At 63.9% G+C, this 18892-nt stretch carries 15 protein-coding genes and 1 tRNA gene; 13 read left to right on the top strand and 3 right to left on the bottom strand.

Features of this window, described 5'->3' with window-relative positions; translation table 11 throughout:
- The first annotated feature begins 11 nt into the window (after positions 1 to 11).
- The 13 genes from VKP62_14830 (at position 12) to VKP62_14770 (ending at position 12969) form a co-directional block, all read left to right on the top strand.
- A complete protein-coding gene (locus VKP62_14830) occupies positions 12 to 1619 on the top strand; it encodes a 2Fe-2S iron-sulfur cluster-binding protein (GenBank protein MEB3198471.1) in 1608 nt (535 codons plus the stop codon).
- Between the two features lie 12 nt (positions 1620 to 1631).
- Positions 1632 to 2921, top strand: a complete 1290-nt coding sequence (locus VKP62_14825; protein ID MEB3198470.1) for a complex I subunit 1 family protein — start codon at positions 1632 to 1634, stop codon at positions 2919 to 2921.
- Complete coding sequence (locus VKP62_14820; protein MEB3198469.1) at positions 2918 to 3514, top strand: NADH-quinone oxidoreductase subunit I; 597 nt, start codon at positions 2918 to 2920, stop codon at positions 3512 to 3514. The genes VKP62_14825 and VKP62_14820 overlap by 4 nt, the downstream gene beginning before the upstream one ends.
- Positions 3515 to 3558: 44 nt before the next feature.
- Positions 3559 to 4092: an NADH-quinone oxidoreductase subunit J gene (locus VKP62_14815; protein ID MEB3198468.1), complete on the top strand. Its 534-nt coding sequence runs from the start codon at positions 3559 to 3561 to the stop codon at positions 4090 to 4092.
- 15 nt (positions 4093 to 4107) lie between these two features.
- Positions 4108 to 4428: an NADH-quinone oxidoreductase subunit NuoK gene (gene nuoK / locus VKP62_14810; protein MEB3198467.1), complete on the top strand. Its 321-nt coding sequence runs from the start codon at positions 4108 to 4110 to the stop codon at positions 4426 to 4428.
- Positions 4429 to 4468: 40 nt separating this feature from the next.
- A complete protein-coding gene (nuoL, locus tag VKP62_14805; protein ID MEB3198466.1) occupies positions 4469 to 6421 on the top strand; it encodes an NADH-quinone oxidoreductase subunit L in 1953 nt (650 codons plus the stop codon).
- A 13-nt stretch (positions 6422 to 6434) separates the two neighbouring features.
- On the top strand, positions 6435 to 7994 hold the full coding sequence (locus tag VKP62_14800) for an NADH-quinone oxidoreductase subunit M (GenBank protein MEB3198465.1): 1560 nt from the start codon (positions 6435 to 6437) through the stop codon (positions 7992 to 7994).
- 27 nt (positions 7995 to 8021) lie between these two features.
- Entirely contained in the window at positions 8022 to 9527 is a 1506-nt protein-coding gene (locus tag VKP62_14795; GenBank protein MEB3198464.1) for an NADH-quinone oxidoreductase subunit N, read from the top strand.
- Positions 9528 to 9592: 65 nt separating this feature from the next.
- A tRNA-Thr gene (locus tag VKP62_14790) sits at positions 9593 to 9665 on the top strand.
- A gap of 482 nt (positions 9666 to 10147) precedes the next feature.
- Positions 10148 to 10441 carry a hypothetical protein gene (locus tag VKP62_14785; GenBank protein MEB3198463.1) on the top strand — a complete coding sequence of 98 codons (294 nt, stop codon included), beginning with the start codon at positions 10148 to 10150 and terminating at the stop codon, positions 10439 to 10441.
- Positions 10442 to 10602: 161 nt separating this feature from the next.
- On the top strand, positions 10603 to 10917 hold the full coding sequence (locus VKP62_14780) for an MTH1187 family thiamine-binding protein (GenBank protein MEB3198462.1): 315 nt from the start codon (positions 10603 to 10605) through the stop codon (positions 10915 to 10917).
- Positions 10914 to 11372 carry an archease gene (locus tag VKP62_14775; GenBank protein ID MEB3198461.1) on the top strand — a complete coding sequence of 153 codons (459 nt, stop codon included), beginning with the start codon at positions 10914 to 10916 and terminating at the stop codon, positions 11370 to 11372. Before VKP62_14780 ends, VKP62_14775 begins: the two co-directional genes overlap by 4 nt.
- 139 nt (positions 11373 to 11511) lie before the next feature.
- Positions 11512 to 12969, top strand: coding sequence for an RtcB family protein (locus VKP62_14770; GenBank protein MEB3198460.1), 1458 nt, complete (start codon positions 11512 to 11514; stop codon positions 12967 to 12969).
- 15 nt (positions 12970 to 12984) lie between these two features.
- On the opposite strand, the gene VKP62_14765 is transcribed toward VKP62_14770, so the two are convergent.
- The 3 genes from VKP62_14765 to VKP62_14755 all read right to left on the bottom strand — a co-directional run.
- The gene (locus VKP62_14765) at positions 12985 to 16218 is read right to left on the bottom strand and encodes a BTAD domain-containing putative transcriptional regulator (protein MEB3198459.1); all 3234 of its coding nucleotides are present in this window, start codon (positions 16216 to 16218) and stop codon (positions 12985 to 12987) included.
- Between the two features lie 128 nt (positions 16219 to 16346).
- A complete protein-coding gene (locus VKP62_14760; protein MEB3198458.1) occupies positions 16347 to 17789 on the bottom strand; it encodes a PT domain-containing protein in 1443 nt (480 codons plus the stop codon).
- Between the two features lie 111 nt (positions 17790 to 17900).
- Positions 17901 to 18892 (bottom strand): Na+/H+ antiporter NhaC family protein (locus VKP62_14755; GenBank protein MEB3198457.1); only part of this gene is annotated, 992 nt, incomplete at its 5' end.

The raw sequence follows: 18892 nt of genomic DNA, 5'->3' as shown, positions 1-18892 counted from the left end.
GAGGACTGGTCATGGCTACCTTCTCGCTCAATGGCAAGCAGGTCGACGCGCCGGATGGGATGAACCTCATCGAGGCGGCCAAGCTTCACGGCGTCGAGATTCCCCACTATTGCTACCACCCTGGTTTGAGCGTGGCAGGCAACTGCCGCATGTGCCTTTGCGAGGTCGAGGGAGCGCGTGGTCCGCAGATCGCCTGCGCACAGCAGGTGAAAGACGGTCTGGTGGTGCGCACGGACACGCCGGCGGTCGAGAAAATGCGCAAGGGGGTGCAAGAGTTCTTGTTGCTCAATCACCCCATCGATTGTCCGATCTGCGACCAGGCCGGCGAGTGTCGTCTGCAGGACTACTACATGGAGTACGGGAAGTACGACAACCGCTCCGACGTCAACAAGGTCCAGAAGGAAAAGGCCCTTGATATTGGACCGATGGTGGTTCTGGACCAGGAGCGCTGCATCCTTTGCACCCGCTGTGTACGTTTCTGTGAGGAAATTTCTGACTCGCACGAGCTGATTGTGAGTGGACGCGGTGACACCTCCGTCATCGAGACCTTCCCGGGCAAACAACTCGACAATCCTTACTCGGGCAACGTCGTGGACGTGTGTCCGGTGGGCGCCCTGACCAGCAAGGATTTCCGTTTCAAGATGCGGGTCTGGTTCATGAAGACGGTCAAGAGCGTTTGCACGGGTTGCAGCCGCGGCTGCAACGTCTTGCTTGATTACAAGGATGAGGTGGCCTATCGTTACCGCCCACGCGCCAATGCTCACGTGAACGGCCACTGGATGTGTGACGCGGGTCGCCTGAGTTACAAAGCCATCCACGAAAACCGACTGTCGCACGTTTCGATTCGCGGTCAGCAGGCGCCCTTCATGGATGCTCTGCGAGAGGTGTCGGGCTTGATGCTGGGCGACCGCCCTGCGGACGCTTACGCGGTCGTCGGTTCGCCGTTCAGTTCGCTGGAGGCGAACCAGGCGTTGTTGGCGCTGGCGGCGCGATTCATGCCGGGGGTCACCCGTCTGGCCTGGGACTCGACCGCGGCTGGGCCACAAGACGACTTTTTGCGCGAGGCGGACCAATCCCCCAACCGAGCGGGGGTGCGCTACCTCGGCTTCGACGGCTCCCGTCAGGCCCTTCTGCAGGCCTTGCAAGGCGGGCGTCTGCAGGTGCTGTTCATCCTGAACAACGACCTGGCTCAGGATGCCGAGGTGGCCGAAGCCCTGCGTAAGGTGCCTGTCCGCATTTACCTGGGCGCTCACACCAATGCGACATCGGCGCTCGCCACGCACGTCCTTCCGGTGGCGACTCACGCCGAGCAGTACGGCAGTTTCATCAATTTCCAGGGTCGCCTTCAGCGGTTTTTCCAAGCGTTCGAGGCACCCGGAGACGCGGTTCCCGAGTGGGAACTGCTCTCCCGGATCGGGCGCGAATTGGATCGGACGTTCGGCTGGGCCGACGTCGAGGAGGTGTGGGCGGACCTACGCGCTGCCCACGCCGAACTGGCCTCGCTCAGCTGGTATGGCATTCCCGACGAGGGCTTCCAGATTCCTTCCCTGGGAGACGTCCAGGCGGCACCGCTCGGTGTTGGTCGTGGGCGCGCCCTGGCCACCTCTTCTTCTCACTGACGGAGCCCTTTCATGTCCCACTGGCTCGACCCCATCATCGCCATCATTCTCAATCTCGTTGTCATCGGCGTGGTCTTGCAGATCGTGCCTTTGCTGATCTGGCTCGAACGGAAAGGGGCTGCGTACATTCAGGATCGACCTGGTCCTGAACGTGCAGCGGTCGGTCCGTTGCGCCTGGCCGGTCTGTTTCACGTGGTGGCCGACGCCATCAAGCTGTTCTTCAAAGAAAGCGTGATTCCGGCTGGCGCGAACCGCTTCTATTACATTGCGGCTCCGGTCATCGTGGTCGCCATTGCCTTTTCGACCATTTGCATCGTGCCCTTTTTCGACACGGTAGACTTCAATCGCGTGGGGCTCTCCGGATGGCCGACCGTGTGGGGGCAGGTGCTGGACATCGACCCAGGCATCCTCTGGTTTTTCGCGATTGCCTCGCTGACGGTATATGGCATCATCTTTGCCGGCTGGTCCAGTAACAACAAGTACTCATTGCTGGGGGCCATGCGTGCGTCGGCCGCGGTGCTGAGCTACGAGATTCCCCTCGGCCTCTCGGTGATCGGCGCCCTGATGCTGTATGGCACGGTGAGCTTGCCCGAGATTGCACGCTGGCAAGGGGCCCACACCTGGGGGATCTTCTTGCAGCCCATCGCCGCCATCATTTTCATTGTCTGTGCCTTTGCCGAAACCAACCGCGTGCCATTCGATCTCGCCGAGTCGGAATCGGAGCTGGTCGCCGGTTATCACACCGAGTACTCTGCGATGAAGTTCGGCATGTTCTTTTTGGCGGAGTATTCCGCGATGGTGGTGAGCTCGGCCTTGTTTGCCACCCTTTTCCTCGGGGGCTGGCAGGTGCCCTTCCTCCCGACCGAGACCATCATTGCCCACATCGGGCCCGTCGCCTTCTGGACGTTAGCCGGGGTAGGCACCCTGTTCCTGGCCCTGACGGCCGTGGCGCTCGTCAAGTTTGTGGAGCAAGCCGGACGCTGGAACGACGTTCGTGACTTTGAAGGGCTGTTGATCGCGGGCCTTCTGGCCGGCGGCGCCGTGACCTTCTTGGGCGCGGCCATTGTCGTCAAAATCGTGGCGTTGCCGGTGTGGTTCGCCCCAATCTTCGCCGCGGTGCTGCAATTTCACGTTTTTCTTGCCAAGGTTCTCTTTCTCTGCTGGGTGTTCGTCTGGGTTCGCTGGACCCTGCCGCGCTTCCGGTATGACCAGGTGATGAACCTGGGTTGGCGCACCCTCCTCCCTCTAGCCCTTGTGAACATTCTGCTCACGGGGGTGGTGATCACGGTGATGAAACCATGAGTCACAACGCACCCATTGACCTGTCTCGCTTCGCCCGCGCGGAGTCCTCGGACGCCTTCCCGGTCGCGCCGGACGGTTTTCACGAGCCGGTTCAGACGGTTGACCGCAACATCAACACCCTGGGGGAATCGGTTTATTTGCTGGAGATTGCCAAGGGTTTGGCGGTCACGGCCGGCCACGTGGTCAAGAACCTGATTGGTCTCAAGCCGATGAACACGGTCGGCTATCCTGAGGTGAAGCGCGCGATTCCCGAGGGCTACCGCGGCAAGCATCGCTTGACCACTCGGGTGGACGGCAGCACCAAGTGCGTGGCCTGCATGATGTGCGCCACGGCGTGTCCCGCCGAATGTATTCACATCGTGCCCGCCGAAAGCGAAGATCCCGACATCGAGCGCTATCCGGATCGTTTCGACATCGATCTGCTGGAGTGTGTGTTCTGCGGGATGTGCGTGGAGGCTTGCCCGGTGGATGCGATCCGGATGGACTCGGGCGTTTACTCCCTCACCGCCTTCGACCGCGAAAGCTTCTGGGTGACCAAGGAAGAACTGATGCAGGTCAAGCCTGACCCACATCCCGCCGGCCAGACGTACTGATATCCGGTCTCACCGAAACATCTCAGCAGGAAACCCCCCCCATCATGCACCCGCTCTTCTTCTATCTGCTCTCGGCTCTGGCGATTGTCGCTGCGCTCGCCATGATCACGCAGCGACAGCCCCTGACCGCTGCCTTTTTGCTCGTGGTGAGCTTCTTGGGCTTGGCCGGGCTGTATGCCATGCTGATGGCACCCCTGCTGGCGATTCTTCAGGTGCTGGTCTATGCCGGCGCCATCATGGCCCTGGTGGTGTTTGTCATTATGCTATTGAACGTGCGGGAGGCTGATCTGCCGCACGAACCTCATCTGGCCTGGCACCTGGGTGGCGCGCTGGCTGTGTCGGCCGTGCTTTTCTCCTTGTTGAACTCGGTGATTGCGCGCTTTGTAACTCTTCCCGCCCCCCCGGCCCAACTGGTCGCTCGTTACGGCGCGCACGCTTCCGGTGAGCCGCGCTTCGGTGGCATTGATGCGGTCGGCCTGGAGTTGTTCACGCGTTACACCTTCCCATTCGAAGTCATCTCGATTCTCCTGACGGTCGCCGTCGTCGGGGTCGTGGTGTTGGCCAAGCGCCGAATCTGAAGCAGGAGTCCGTTCATGGTGCCTACCAGCCATTTTCTCATCGTCAGCGCGGCCCTGTTTTGCATCGGGCTCGCCGGCTTTGTTGCCCGGCGCAATCTTTTTATCATCTTCATGTCTGTTGAGTTGATGCTCAATGGCGTGAACCTGAGCTTTTTGGCCTTTGCCCGCCACCTCGGTGACCTCGGCGGCCACATCTTCACCTTCCTTGTTATTGCCCTCGCGGCCGCCGAAGCCGCGATCGGCTTGGCCATCGTGATCCTGATCTTCAAGAATGCCGGCGAAACGGCGGAGAGTGATGCCCTCTCCGTGGACAATTACCAGGCCCTGAAGCACTGAAATCCCAGCTCGTTCGTTTGAGACCACAGAGACACTCGCCATGACTTCCAGCCACCTCGTCAGCCTCGTACCCCTCTTCCCCCTCCTCGGGGCCATTGTGCTGGGCTTGACCGCGCTGTTCTATGCGCACAAGCCGGAGGGGCCCAATAAAACCCTGGTGGCCTTGATTGCTTGCCTTGGTCCTGTGCTGTCTTGCGTGGTGGCGACTCGGTTGTTCCTTGGGCTTTCCGAACATCCTCAGGGTTACGTCCATACGGCCTTTACCTGGTTTTCGGTTGGCTCGCTGCACGTGCCCGTCGAGTTCTGGGTCGACCGCCTGAGCGGTGTGATGATCATGATCGTGACCTTCGTGGGCTCTCTGATCCACATCTACTCGATCGGTTACATGGGGCACGAACGGGGCTTTACCCGCTTCTTCACCTACTTGAATCTGTTCACCTTTTCCATGCTGGTATTGGTGCTCGGCAAGAACATGCCGCTGCTGTTCCTCGGCTGGGAAGGCGTGGGTGCTTGTTCCTATCTGCTGATTGGCTATTACTTCACGGAGACGGAGAAGGCGTTGGCGGCCAACAAGGCGTTCATCGTCAACCGCGTGGGCGACTTTGGCTTCCTGCTGGGCCTCTTTACTTTGTTCTGGTACCTCGGCAGCAAGGGTGTTTGGACGGTTGATTTCGCCACCGTGCGCGACAGCGCCCACCTGGTCGGCCCCTCGATGGCCGCGGTGATTGGGCTGTTGCTTTTCGTCGGGGCCATGGGCAAGAGCGCCCAAATTCCCTTGCACACGTGGTTGGCGGATGCGATGGCGGGTCCAACGCCCGTTTCGGCCCTCATCCACGCGGCCACGATGGTGACGGCAGGCGTTTACATGGTCGCCCGCATGGCCACGTTGTACGACCTGGCTCCGCAGGCCGGCCACCTCGTGTCGGTGATCGGGATGGTGACGGCCATTATGGCAGCCACCATCGCGATCACCCAGCACAACATCAAGAAAGTTCTGGCCTACTCGACGGTCTCTCAGTTGGGCTACATGTTCGCGGCCGTGGGCGCTGGAGCCTACGCGGCCGGTATCTTCCACCTCTTCACCCACGCCTTCTTCAAGGCCCTGCTGTTCCTCGGGGCTGGTGCGGTGATTCACGCGATGCACCACGAGGAGGAGATGGACCACTACGGTGGTTTGCGCAGGAAACTGCCATTCACCGCCACGATCATGCTCATTGGTTGCGTGGCGATCGCCGGCATTCCTCCTTTGGCCGGCTTCTTTTCGAAGGACGCGATCTTGTTTGCTCAGTGGGAGAATGGCTGGCTCTGGCTTTATGGCGTGGGACTTTTCACGTCCTTCCTGACGGCGTTCTACATGTTCCGGATGTGGATCCTGACGTTCACCGGCGCCCCTCGCCAGGCGGACCTGTTTGCCCATGCCCACGAGGGACCATCCGTGATGAACGGACCGCTTGCCATCTTGGCGCTCGGTACCCTGGTGGTCGGGTTCGTGGGGCTCCCGGAGGTGATGGGCGGGTCGGCTTTGGCCGCCTGGCTTGCGCCGGCCGTTGGCGCGCACGCCCACCTGCCGGCAGGGGCCGATGAAGCGACCACGTTATGGTTGCATCAGAAGGAACTTTTGCTGGCTTCCTTTGCCGTGATCGCTGGCGGGTTGGGCATTCTGCTCGCCTATCTGCGCCACGGCAGCCATCGTGCACCCGTGTTCGGGCGGGCCAAGGGCCTGTTTGCGGTCTTCCAGGACCGCTGGTACTTCGACCACGTCTACGACGCCGTGTTGGTGAAGCCCGCCATCCATCTGGTGGGTTGGGGCAACCGTCACGTCATCGAGCCGTTCATTGTCGATGGACTGGTGCGTGTGATCCCCCGCTTCTACCTGGCACTCTCCCAGTCTGTTCAGCTGATCCAGACAGGGGCTGTTCGTGTTTACGCTTACGTGATGCTGCTCGGCACCTTGACCGTGCTCTACGTTGTCCTGACCAAGTGGTCCTTCTGACGAAGGGTTTTCGATGTCGATCTTTCTGACCTCTCTCATTGTCTTTCCTTTACTCGCCGGCCTTGCCCTGATGGTCTTCTCCGGCCGGGAGGACGCGGCCTTTTCGCGTTGGGCCGCGCTGGTCGTCTCCGTGGCCAATGCGCTGGCCTCTTTCGGCTTGCTGGCCGGTATGCGGCCAGGGCCTCACGGGCTCGACCTGTTGGCCTTTGAGGAAAAGCGGGCCTGGGTGGAAAGCTTTGGCATCACTTACTGGCTGCGGGTCGATGGTTTTTCGACCTTCCTGATCGTGCTGGCCGCCGTGGCGACCGCCGTGGCGGTCGCTGCCAGTTGGAATCTGGCCCGTGACCGCGCGCACGTGTACTTCGGCTGCATGTTGATGCTGTCCGGCGCCATGATCGGGGTCCTGGCGGCGGCTGACCTCTTCCTGTTCTACGTGTTCTGGGAATTGATGCTGATTCCGGCGTTCTTCCTGGTCGGCCTTTTCGGTGGACCTGAACGCCGGCCGGCAGTGATCAAGTTTGTGCTCTACACCATGGTCGGCTCCCTGCTGATGCTGGTAGGGGTGGTTTTCCTGGGATGGCAGCACATGCAGGCCCGCGGTAACTGGAGTTTCGCCTTGGATGCGCTGACCGGCCTGCCGCTGGCGGCTGGGCCTCGCACCGCGATGCTGATGTTCCTGACCTTCGTGCTGGCCTTCGGAATCAAGGCGGCGCTGTTTCCCTTCCATACCTGGCTGCCAGCCGCTTACAGCCAGGCTCCCATGCCGGTCACCTTCTTGCTGTCCGCGGTGATGGCCAAGCTTGGTATCTATGGCTTGTTGCGCATCGCCTTCCCGCTGTTTCCGGCCGCTGCCGAACAAGCGGCCTCGGTGCTGGTGGCCCTGGCCGTGACCGGGGTGGTCTATGCGGCCTTCACGGCACTGGCGCAGGACGACGCTCGTTTGGTGGTGGCCTATGCATCGATCAGTCACCTGGGTGTGATTCTGCTTGGCGCTTTCAGCTTCACCCAGCAAGCGGTGGTCGGCTCCGTCTTCCACCTTGTGGGCCACGCCGTCACCACGGGGGCGCTGTTCCTGCTGGTCGGCTTCATGGCCGAGCGTCGCGGCTCTACGTTGATCGCTGACTGGGGTGGTGCGGCCCGTGTGATGCCGGTTTTTGCCACCTTCTTCATGCTGGTGATGCTCGCGTCGGTCGGCCTGCCAGGTTTGTCGGCCTTCGTGGGTGAGTTCATGATTCTGCTGGGCGCCTGGAAGGGCCAGGCGATCCCGACGGCCCTGGCCGCCACCTCCATTATTCTGGGGGCCGCCTACATGTTGTGGTGGTATCAGCGGGCCATGTTCGGCCCCGTCTCGCAGCCCGAGGTGGCTCGCTTGCCCGACCTCAACCTGCGAGAAGGCGCGGCCCTCATGCCGATCGTGGTGGCCGTGATTGTGCTGGGTGTATACCCGCAACCTGTGGTGGCGGCGATCGCCCCGGCCTCCGTGCGTTACCTCGCGACCTTCGGTCTGAAGGCCGACGCGCCTCCCACTGCTTCTCCCAAGTCGCTCAAGGCGCCCGAACGCCACCCCCATTAAATCGAGCACTGACACAGGATCCTCATCATGACCACCCTCGCGCCACTCTTCCCTCTATTTTTGCTGACCGGCATCGCGCTGGTGGCCATGCTGATGTCGGCCATGTTGCGCGATGCGACGCGCGTCGCGTATTTCTCTGCGGCTGGGTTGCTCGCGGTATTGGGCCTCTCGGTTCACCAATGGTCCCAACGCCCGGAGGCGACGAGCCTGTTTGGTGGCGCCGTGACCGTGGATGGGTTCTCCTATTTCTTCTACGTGCTGTTCTCCATCATCGGGATGGTGGTGGTCTTGATGGCCCTGCCTCAGTTCGAGAGCGAAGGGGCGAATCGCGGAGAATTCTACACGCTCATGCTGTTCAGCCTGCTGGGCATGTTCGTGATGGTGTCCTCGGATGACCTGATGACGCTGTTCCTCGGATTCGAGACGATGTCCCTGGCCATCTATGTGCTGGTGGGCTGGCGTCGGCATCTGCTGCGGTCCAACGAGGCGGTTCTCAAGTACTTCTTCCTCGGCTCCTTGGCTGCCGCCATCTTCCTGTACGGCATTGCCTTGATTTACGGGTCAGCTGGCAGCGTCAACCTGCAGTCGATTGGGGCTTCGCTGGTGGCGGCTGACAGCACCTTGAAACTCAACGCGATGTTCACGGCTGGCGTTCTGTTGGTGCTGGTGGGCGTGGCCTTCAAGGTCGCGGCCGTGCCGTTCCACATGTGGGCGCCTGACGTGTACGAAGGGGCGCCTGCGCCGGTGACGGCCTTCATGGCGACGGCCGTCAAGGCAGCAGCTTTCGCGCTGGCCGTGCGGCTTTCCCTTTGTTTCTTTGCCGCTGAGCAATTGCACGCCATCGCGCAGTTCCTGCTCTTTAACCTGGCCGTGTTGACGATGTTCGTGGGCAACATGTTCGCGCTGGTGCAGCGCAATGTGAAGCGAATGCTGGCCTATTCGGGGATCGCCCATACCGGCTACTTGCTGGTCGGTTTGGCGGCCTTGCCTTCACCGGATGCTGGGGCGGCGCTGTTGTTTTACCTCGTGGCCTATGCCTTCACGAACCTGGGTGCTTTGGGTGTCGTGACCTTCCTCGGCGGTCGCGAGGAGGGTCTCTCGAACGTGGAGGACTTCGCCGGGTTGGCCTGGCGCTATCCCCTCGCGGGCATTTGCATGGCGGTTTGCATGTTCTCCCTGATTGGATTCCCGCTCACGGCGGGTTTCTTCGGCAAGTACATGCTGTTTGCCGCCGCCTTGAAGGCCAACATGCTGTCACTGGTGCTGGTGGCGATCGTCAACAGCATCCTGTCGGTTTACTACTACCTGCGGGTGGTGGTGACCATGTACATGCAGCCAGAAACGGATGCAGCGGCTGCTCGTCCTGCATTGCCGGTTGCCACCCAGCTGGTGCTTGGATACACGACGTGTGCCGTGGTGTGGGCCGGCCTGGGTACCTTCAACATCACGCCCTTGCTGCCTGGCCTCTCGCCGTTGGTGGGCAGGGCCGAGGCTTCGATCCAGTCTCTGATCTCGCCCCCCATCCGCCGTTGAGGCCCCGGTCGCTTTACAGCGTGCCTGTGGTCTGGTAACTTGGAACCTGCCATTGGCCCGTGTTTGCCAGCGTAGCTCAGTCGGTAGAGCAGCTGATTCGTAATCAGCAGGTCACGAGTTCGAGTCTCGTCGCTGGCTCTTTACAGCAAACCCTCTCTCCCCTTTTCGGAGAGGGGGTTTTTCTTTTTGCTCGCGGCTCGTGGTCCTGAAGTCCTTGCCCCTTCAGATGGAGAAGCGCTTGGACTCATAGGTTTTGGCGCGTGAAGGCGGCGGGGGGTGGGGAGATGGAACGCCCATCCCTGAGGAGAGCTGGGTGAGGGTTACCGAGGGAGTTGCGGCCAGGGTCAATGCGGGAAACCTGGGAGCCTCTGTCAGGTGGCGGGTATCTAGGTTAAGGTGTGATAAAATTTTGGAGTTCAGTTGCTTTAAACTCGGCGGGCGCTCGGCGCGCTGGACAGCTGCAGGAGGCGGGAATGGTGCGCGCGGTTCGGCTTGTTCAGGCTTCCTGGGTGTTGTCGTTGGCGCTCGCGTTGGGCCTGGGCGGATGCAGTAAGGGACCTGTCGCGCCACTCGTGCGTTCACAGACGGTCGTGCGGCTTGCTGCGGATGAGGGTCGCCCGGTGCTGCAGGGCATTTCGTTTGATGGTCACTTGGCGGAGGCTTTCGTGGGGGAATCCATGCGGCCGATGACCTTCGAACCGGTTGTCGTGGGCGCCGATCCTGCGCGTCTGGTTTATGCCTGGGACTCTGAAGCCTCTTTTGTCGGCTGGTCCAATCAACGCTTGTTTCATTTCTGGCCCACGGCGCCTGGGCGTTACCGTGTGATGTGCGTGGCCGCCACGCGAGACGGACGCGAAGTGGGGCGCCGAGCCGTCACCATCGATGTGCGCCCCGCCCCTCGTCCGCCCCTCTGAACCATGGGGGTGCGCCCTGTGAACGCTCCGATTTTCGGTCGACGCGCAGACGGGTTTCCGGCGGGGGCATTCGTATCACCAGGGCCTGCCCGACTCTAGGCGCACGCCTTGGCCAGCCCCATGATGCCCTCGCGTAGGCGCACGGGGTGTAGGAGGGCGTGATGGTGCTGGTCGCAGAACTGACGGTGATCCCCGCAGGAGGGGTCCAGGATACCCGGCGTTATGTTGAAGCGGCGGTGGCGAAGGTTCGCGCGAGTGGCCTCCTCTTCGAGGTTGATGCGCTGGGCACGACCTTGCAGGGTGAGTTGGATGACGTGCTGCGCGTGGCCCGCGAGGCCCATCGGGCCGTGCTGGCGGCCGGGGCGGGTCGGGTCTTTACCGAAATCCGCCTTGACGAGCGGGCCGGGCAGGCCCTGACGATTGCGCGGGAAACCTTGCGCTATCGGGGGCTGCCGCTCCTGAGAAGTGCGCGGTGAGCGCCGCGACGCGAAGCGCGCTCATCGCGGGAATCTCCGCCCGGACGGCGGGGTATCGGCTGCTACCCCACCCAGCCGATATTGGCCTGGCCTTCTGGGGGCCGACCCGGGCAGCGGCCTTCGCGCAAGCCGCCTACGGTCTGACGGCGCTGCTGGGGGGCGTGTGCGACGACCATTCTCGGCGACGAGCGGTGAATTGGCAGCTGGCTGGGCATGACGATTCGGAACGCCTGGTGGACTTGCTGTCGCGCTTGGTCTGGAGCGCGGATGCGGAAGGACGCCTGTTCAGCTCGTTTCGTGTCGACGCTCGGCAGAGTGAGCCGGTGCGGGTGACGGCAGCCGGGCACGCCCGGCGTCGTTCTGGCGGCTACGACGTCAAGGCGGTCACTTACCATCAATTGGCCTTTCAACCATCGCCGGAGGGCTGGGCCGGGCAGGTGTTTTTTGATGTCTGAGGATCGCGTTGAGGCCTCCGTTTGGAGCTAGACGGCCAGGGGAGTTGCGATGTCTGAATGCGTCCACCCAGGACAGCCCTGCCTGCCGGAAACACGGGAGGGGCAGGAGTTCGGACCGTCGCCCTTCGAGGCGGGGCAGATGCCCCCTCACGGCTCAGGATTTCCCGGAGATGTCCTGGAACGAATCGACCCCTGGTGTTGGCGGATCCCCCGCCGTTTCCGGGCTGGCATGCGAGTCGAGGGGCGCGTATTTGCCTCTGAGCGGCTGCTGCCGGCGATCCTGGCCGACCTGTCCCTCTTTCAGTGCGTCAACGTCGCCGCGTTGCCCGGCATCAGGACCGCCTCTCTGGTGATGCCGGATGTCCATCAGGGCTATGGATTTCCGATTGGTGGGGTGGCCGCCATGGGGCTGAACGATGGGGTCGTTTCCCCCGGTGGGGTCGGCTTTGACATCAGTTGCGGGGTGCGCCTGCTCATCAGTTCGTTGACCGAGGCGGAAATCCGTCCCGAACTCCGCGCGTTGCTGCGAACCCTGGTCGATGCCATCCCGCTCGGCGTCGGGAGTCAAGCCAAGGTGTCCTTGTCTCCTGGGGAACTCGACACCATCCTGCGCGAGGGATTGCCTGCTCTGTTGGTCCGAGGATTGGCTTCGGAGGAGGATTTGCTGGCGTGCGAGATGGGGGGACATTGCCCGGAAGCCGACCCTGACTGCGTCAGCCCTGAGGCCAAAGCACGCGGTCGAGGGCAGCTGGGCAGTCTGGGAAGCGGCAATCATTTTCTCGAAATTCAGGTCGTCGAGCGGGTCTTCCATCCGCCACTGGCCGAGCGATTTGGCCTGGGTCTTGGCCAGGTGGTGGTCATGCTTCATTCAGGCTCTCGCGGCCTGGGACATCAGGTCGCCAGCGATTACATTCGCCTGATGGGCGCGGTCATGGCGCGCGAGGGTATCGTCTTGCCTGACCGCCAGCTGGCTTGTGCCCCGATCGGGAGCAGCGAGGGACGACGCTACATGGCCGCGATGGCGGCCGCCAGTCATTTTGCCTGGTGCAATCGCCAGATGCTCACCGAACAGGTGCGGGCGGCCTTTTTCAGGCACTTCAAGGCCACGCTGCGAACGCTGTACGACGTCTCGCACAACATGGCACGGGTCGAGGGCCACCAGGGCGAGGACGGTCAGCGGCATAACCTGCTGGTTCACCGCAAGGGCGCAACGCGGGCCTTTCCGGCGGGTCACGTTGAGCTGAGTGCGCCATTTCGTGAAACGGGCCACCCCGTCCTGGTGCCCGGTGACATGGGCCGTGCCTCCTACGTGCTGGTGGGCTTGCCGGGCGCCATGGCCCGGACCTTTGGCAGCGTGTGCCACGGCGCTGGTCGACTGCTCAGCCGCACGGCCGCTCGACGCCTGCAGCGCTGTGACCAGCTCGAAGCGCGCCTGGCGGCAGCCGGGGTGATGGTGTACGGTGCCTCCCGGCGGGGAGTGGCGGAAGAGGCGCCCGAGGCCTACAAGGACATCGAGGCGGTGGTGGATGTGCTCACGGGAGCGGGGTTGGCTCGTCGCGTCGCCCGCTTGCGGCCCATCGGGGTGCTCAAGGGCTGACGGCCGCGACGCTGATCAGGCACTTAGCTCGCGGTAGAAGCGCTCGAGTTCCTCCGAGGGCTTGAGACCTTGCAGGGTGTTGAGCGCTTTGCGGAAGTCCCAGTAGGTCAACCTCACGCGATCCGTGCGCGCCTGCTGATGGTGGTGTTTCATCAAGGCCAGGCAGATCGCTTCGTCATCAGGCGCCACGCTGCTTGCATCCTGCAACACCGACTCGGCAGCACGCCCATCGCCGCGGCGCTGGTGATACTCCACCAGCCAGAGCCACGCGGCCCGTGCACGGCCGGCGATCGCTTCCCGCTCAGCGGAGAAGCTTTCTCCCCCCTGCAGGGGGCCCCGGACATGGCGAACGGCTTCGCTGTAGCATCCGGCAGCCGCCGAGGGGTCTGTGGCTTCCAGTCGGGCCGCTTCCGTCACGGCCTTTTCGAAGGCGTGAACATCACAGTAGCTGATCTGCTCCAGCACCAGGCCGCAGCGCTCGTCGTCGGAATACAGAAAACGCGAGGGAGCCCGCGCACCGAGGTCCGGCTCCAGAATCTTGCGCAGGGCCGACCAGGCGGTTCGCAGCCCGTCGGCCGATTGCTCACCGATGGCTTCCGCCAGCGCCGGGCGCGTCAGCCCTCTGGGATACAGCAACAAGGCTTGCAGCAAGTGCTGCGCTCGCTTTCTGGGCCAGGCTTCGATGCGAATGCCGTCGACGCGAACCTCGAAAGTGCCGAGCCCTCGGAGTTCCAGGGACTGGCGTGTCCCAGGGGGGAGGGCGCCCGGTGCCGGACTTTCCGGCGGTGTGGACATTTCGGGTGTCGGCAGCGCTCCTGCTTGGCGGGGGTGCCCCGACTCCGCCGGTAGCCCGACCGAGTCGGGTGGTGGGGAGGGTTGCGCCGAGAGGCTTTCGGCGGCCAGAAGTGGTGCCAACTCCAGCCACACGGCCCGGTCCGGGCAGGTGGCCTGGAGCGAGCCCACGCTGAGACGACGGGCCGCTGTGTAGGCCTCGTGGGCCGCTTCGCGTTTTCCTTGGGCCAGGCAGGCGCTGGCTTGCAGCAAGCGTGCCCTAGCGGCATAGCCCAGGGCCGACAGTTGCGCGAGGCGATCGCCCAGCGCCTGATAGGCCACCTCGGCCCGGGACGCCTCTCCGCGCTGCTGCCAGCTGCGCGCGACGGCCAGCATGAGCCCGGCCCCGTGGAGGTTCAGAGACGGCCAGCCCCCCTCGCTCAACAGCGCCCCTTCGCCTGCCTGGAGCAACACGTCCTCGATATCACCGGCCCCGCCGTGGCGCAGACGAAGCCAGATGAGACGCTCCAGCGGGACCAGGCTGCCCTCCCGCATTCCGGCATCGGCCAGTGCCAGCTGTGACAGCTTGAGTTCCCGTTCCCCCTCCAGCCAGCGCCCGTGGGCGGTGTGCCACTCGGCCAGCGCGATCCGGGCCATGCTGCGATCGAACCAGTCCAGCTGTTCCTGCCAATCCGTGGGGAGACTTCGGAAGAACTGGTCCGCCAGGGCGGCCTCGCCCTCTTCCAGGTGAAGCAGGGCCCGCATGAACTCCGCGAAGAGACGGTAGGCCGGCAGGCGGTGGCTGGTGGCGTGCGCCACCATGGCGTCGAGGTGGCGCAGGCCGAGCACGCGATCACCCCGGTGATAGGCGAGGCTGAAGAGGTTGCGCAGGGCGATGCCGTGGCTGGCGATCAGCTCCACATTCGTGCCGCAGGGCACTGCCAGGACGGCTTCGTTTTCGTGTTGCATGCGCACGAGGTCTCCCTCGCGCTCCGCGAGCGCCGCCTGCAGCAACGCCAGATCGACCCGGTCTTCCTCCCAACCCGCCGTTTGCAAGCGCTGAGCCGCGGTCAGGCGTGACCGGAGCCCCTCGTCGTCTCCCGTGTTCAGGGCCAGGTTCGCCAGCACCACTTGCAACTTGGCGCACAGGGCCTGCTGGTTTCCCGCCTCACTGTGCTGAAGCGCGACCAGGTAGGCCTGACGGGCTGAGTCGTAATCCCCGGTATGCGCCAGCACGTGGCCGCGCCACAGCCACCAGAGCGGAAGATTCTGGGCGGCGTTTTCCGGAAAGGCGCTCAGGCGCCGGGCGATCGTGTCGATCCGGCCGTCGTAGCGCATGGCCGGGAAAATCTGGTGGGCCGCTGCCATCGCCTCGCCCCAGGCATCTGCCGCCAGCGCGTGCGAGAAGGCTTCTTCGGGTTGTTGCCAGCTGATGTGGGCGGTCATGAGCTGCCGGTGCCACTGTCGCAGCTGGTCCGGATGCTCGCAGCGGGTCAGCTCCACACGCAGAAAGTCGTGCAAATAGGCGGGAAAGCGGAAACGCAGCCCACCCTCCAGGCGTTGAATCAGGTGGGCGCGTTCGGCCTGCGCCAGCAGCCCTTCCACCTCCAACTCGGGGCACAACACGTGGGCCGCCGCCGGCGTGATGGTGGTGAGCAGCGCCAGCCGACGTAAAAAGGTCCGCTGTTCCGGGGCGCAGGCGGCGTAGACGTCTTCAGCCAGGTAGGCGGCGATCGCCGTGGGGCCCGCGGCGGCCTCAAAGGCGGACTCAGGAGCCTGATGTCCGCGCGTGAGCAGGATTAGCCCCAGGGGCCAACCCTCCAGCCGCTCTGCCAGGGCATTCAAAGCCGGTTGGTCGCCCCCCCGTCGTGTCAACCAGTCCGCCACCTCTTCAGGCTGCCAATGCAAGGCCTGAGGGCCCAGGATTCTCGCAATACCCTGGGCCTCCAGCTTGGAGAGGCCCAGGTTCAGATGGCGGCGCGAGGCGATCACGCCGCGCAGGTGCGGGGGGCGGCGGGCCAGCAGGTGGACCAGGCTGGCCAGCCAGACGTCTGCTTCTCCGTCCAGGACGTGGACATCATCCAACAACACCACCAAGCCTGCAATGGCATAGGTCTGGAGTTCCTGGGTGAGGGCCAGCCAGATGCCCCGGGCCTCCAGGCCCGGGCCCACCAGACGACCCAGCAGGCCCTCGCCAAATCCTGGCACCTTTTGCCGGATTCCGTGAAGAAGGGTCCGGAACAATCCCACCGTGTCCCAGTCGCCCCCTTCGAGCGACAGCCAGACCTTGAGATGAGAAGCCGGAACCGCGTCGTGGCAATGGCGCAGCGCCACCGTTTTGCCTGAGCCGTGGCCCGCGGTCAGCACCTGCAGTGGCGCCCAATCCGCGAATGGTCGCAGCCAGCGTGCTGGCATCACCTCCGCAGGCGCTGCGGGTGGCGTCACCAGTGAATCGAGGAACCAATCAACGTCGTTCACCCCCCTTTCCTACCCGAACGCCCACCGCTTGTGGCAAGCGGCGGGCGTCGGGCGTGAGGGAAGTCGTTGTGTGTGGATGGAGCAGGAGGGGGGGGGAAGACGGCGTGACCTTCAGCGCGCCGCGGGCCTCAGCGGCGTTTCGGTGCCGGGGTGGATTTGATGCTCGGCTTCACCGTGGGGGCGACCATTGGTTTCGCGGTGGGGGCGACCGTTGGTTTCGCGGTGGGGGTGACCGTCGGCTTCACCGTGGGGACCACGGTCGGCTTGGGGCTGACCCCCGTGGCGCTTGAGGTCAGGAGGCTGGCCATATCCTGGCTGCGGGCAGGGAACTCCTTGGTTTGCACGAACTCGGAGACGGTGGCGGCCTGACCGGCAGCACGCAGGTTCACGTGGAGGAAGGGGGTGTTGGTTTCCGACTGGTGGCAGCCGATGCAGGTGGCGATCGCCAGGCCTTTGCGCGCTTTCTCCGAGACGCCAGGCACCTTCCACTGGCCGACTTCGGTGGAGGAGGCGCTGCCGAGCAGGGCGTTCGGAACGATGTGCTTACCGTTTTCAACAGCCGTCTGGTTGGCCTTGACGAAATTGGCGAGTTCGGCCGAGTTGTTGAGCGATTGTTTCGGCGACTGCTTCACGCTCACCTGGCGCAACATGCCGGAGGCGGCCGAAATTTGAAATTCCCGCAGTTCCCAGGTGAAGTTGAGCGCATTCTCGTTCGTGCGCAGCTGGTTGAGGCTGCTGCCATTCGGCTTGGAGGGGTCGGCGTTGGCGTTGCTGAAGGCATCCGTGATGCCTTGCAGCGTCTGATTGAAGGCGGGCGTTCCGGGGGTCTGTCCGGCGAGGGCGTGCCAGCGGGTGGCCCAGCGCTCCGGGGAGCCGGCCACGCTGAGCGGAATGCCGTACTCGAAAATCACGGTGAAGGGCAGGGAATTGCCAAGGCTGTCGGTCAGGCCGTATACGAAGCGGCCCTCGCCGGCATTGCCGGGCTTGCGCAGGTCGATGCGGTTGACGATCGCCAGCAACCGGAAGGGGGCCTTGGCGAGGTCGAGGCTTTGCCCGCCGCTGGCCTTCAGCCAGGGGGCGATCACGGTCCGGCGGATTTTGCCGCGGGCCGCGGCGACGTCGCCGTTGATGGCCTGATTGCTTTCCCAGGTGCGCAGCCAGTTCAGGGTGAAGACGGCGGGGTTTTGCTTTCCGGCCATCTTGCGCATCAGCGTGCCAAAGTGCCAGGCTCCTCCGGGCGCCGCGCGCAGCTTGTCCTCCACCACGCCAAGGTCGGTGATCATCAGTTCGTTGGCCGGCTTGATCTGCGCCGTGGGAATGGCCTGCAGGGTGCGGTCGGCGGACGATTCGTCGAGCAGGTGTTCCACTGCGTTGGGATGGTTTTCGCCGTGTTGCTCCTGCTCGAAACGCTCAACATCGGCCACCTTGGCGCCAGGGACCGTGACCAGCTGGGCGCGCCCGGCGTTGGGGCTGCAGGCCGCGGTGGCGAACAGGCTGGACAGCAACAGCGCGCGGCCGACCGCCCGCAGGGTGATGGTCCGAAACGCGTTGTCGTTCTTGGTGCTGGTCATGATGCGGTTCCCCTTCCACAAGTCGGAGCGGCTGGGCGACTCCGATTTCACTCACGGGAGGGATATCCAAGACCGGTGTGACAATCGTCTGACAGATTGCCGTGTCAGAGTTTAAGTTCTGGTGAAAGCCCTCGTCCGGGCGGCTTGCAGCCACAGCACCATCAAGATCGCGGCCAGCCCGGTCGCCTGCCAGGCCGCCAATCCGCTGGCCATCCCGCTATAGGCGACGAGCGAGCAACCGGCGGACAGGGCCGCGAATGGCAGCTGGGTCCAGACATGAGCGGGGGTGCTGCAGCCGCTGGCCAGGGCACTCACAATGGTGGTGTCGGAGAACGGGCTGCAATGGTCGCCAAAAGTGGCACCACCGAACACGGCCCCGATCACCATGGTGCTGAGCGTTTGCAAGGCTGCCGGGTCCAGGCCGGCCTGCTTGCCGGCGATCAGGGTCGCGGACAGGGCCAGCGGCGTCAGCAGACCCATCGTGCCCCAAGAACTGCCGGTGACAAACGACATGCCGCAGCCGACCACGAACACCAGCAGCGGCAGCCAGAAAGGGCTTTGGGCCAGACTGAACCAGCCGGCGATCTGCTGAGAGGCGCCCAGGGCTTCCAGGACGCTACCGAGCGTCCAGGCCAGTACCAGCACCAGCAACGCTGGTAACAAGCTGCCGGCTCCCTGGCTGGCTGCCTCGCCGGGCTGGATGCCGCGGTCCCGTGGAAACAGTGCCCAGGCCGCGCCGAGGCCCAGCAGGCTGCCGACCAGCAGGGCATAGGGTCCCCCATCGCCGCCGAAGGCCGTCTGCCAGCCGGCCGCACTGAACATGTCGACCGGCGTGCCGCAGAAGAGCGGGAAACCCAGCAGGATGGCGGGGCTCAGGACGGCCAGGGGGACCAGGACAACCCTTCGACGACCTGGCTTCGTCGCCGCGCTCTCCTCGGGCGCCATGCTCACGGGGCGGCAGGCCCGCATCGCGGCGGGCTCGTAGTCCCAGGCGATCGCCAGCGGAATCAGGAGCAACGTGAGCAGACAGTAAGGATTGGCCAGAATGCTTCCCAGATAAAGCTCATAGGGGGCCAGGGGGAAGGGGGCTCCCTGGAGTCCCT

It is taken from the genome of Candidatus Sericytochromatia bacterium (assembly GCA_035285325.1).
In the GTDB taxonomy this organism is placed as follows: domain Bacteria; phylum Cyanobacteriota; class Sericytochromatia; order S15B-MN24; family JAQBPE01; genus JAYKJB01.
This window is presented reverse-complemented; position numbering and strand designations above follow the sequence as displayed.

What these genes read in the sequence shown, in the direction of transcription:
- VKP62_14830 (MEB3198471.1), top strand. Translation starts at nt 12, where the DNA reads ATGGCTACCTTCTCGCTCAATGGCAAGCAGGTCGACGCGCCGGATGGG.
- VKP62_14825 (MEB3198470.1), top strand. Translation starts at nt 1,632, where the DNA reads ATGTCCCACTGGCTCGACCCCATCATCGCCATCATTCTCAATCTCGTT.
- VKP62_14820 (MEB3198469.1), top strand. Translation starts at nt 2,918, where the DNA reads ATGAGTCACAACGCACCCATTGACCTGTCTCGCTTCGCCCGCGCGGAG.
- VKP62_14815 (MEB3198468.1), top strand. Translation starts at nt 3,559, where the DNA reads ATGCACCCGCTCTTCTTCTATCTGCTCTCGGCTCTGGCGATTGTCGCT.
- nuoK (MEB3198467.1), top strand. Translation starts at nt 4,108, where the DNA reads ATGGTGCCTACCAGCCATTTTCTCATCGTCAGCGCGGCCCTGTTTTGC.
- nuoL (MEB3198466.1), top strand. Translation starts at nt 4,469, where the DNA reads ATGACTTCCAGCCACCTCGTCAGCCTCGTACCCCTCTTCCCCCTCCTC.
- VKP62_14800 (MEB3198465.1), top strand. Translation starts at nt 6,435, where the DNA reads ATGTCGATCTTTCTGACCTCTCTCATTGTCTTTCCTTTACTCGCCGGC.
- VKP62_14795 (MEB3198464.1), top strand. Translation starts at nt 8,022, where the DNA reads ATGACCACCCTCGCGCCACTCTTCCCTCTATTTTTGCTGACCGGCATC.
- VKP62_14780 (MEB3198462.1), top strand. Translation starts at nt 10,603, where the DNA reads ATGGTGCTGGTCGCAGAACTGACGGTGATCCCCGCAGGAGGGGTCCAG.
- VKP62_14770 (MEB3198460.1), top strand. Translation starts at nt 11,512, where the DNA reads ATGCCCCCTCACGGCTCAGGATTTCCCGGAGATGTCCTGGAACGAATC.
- VKP62_14760 (MEB3198458.1), bottom strand. Translation starts at nt 17,789, where the DNA reads ATGACCAGCACCAAGAACGACAACGCGTTTCGGACCATCACCCTGCGG.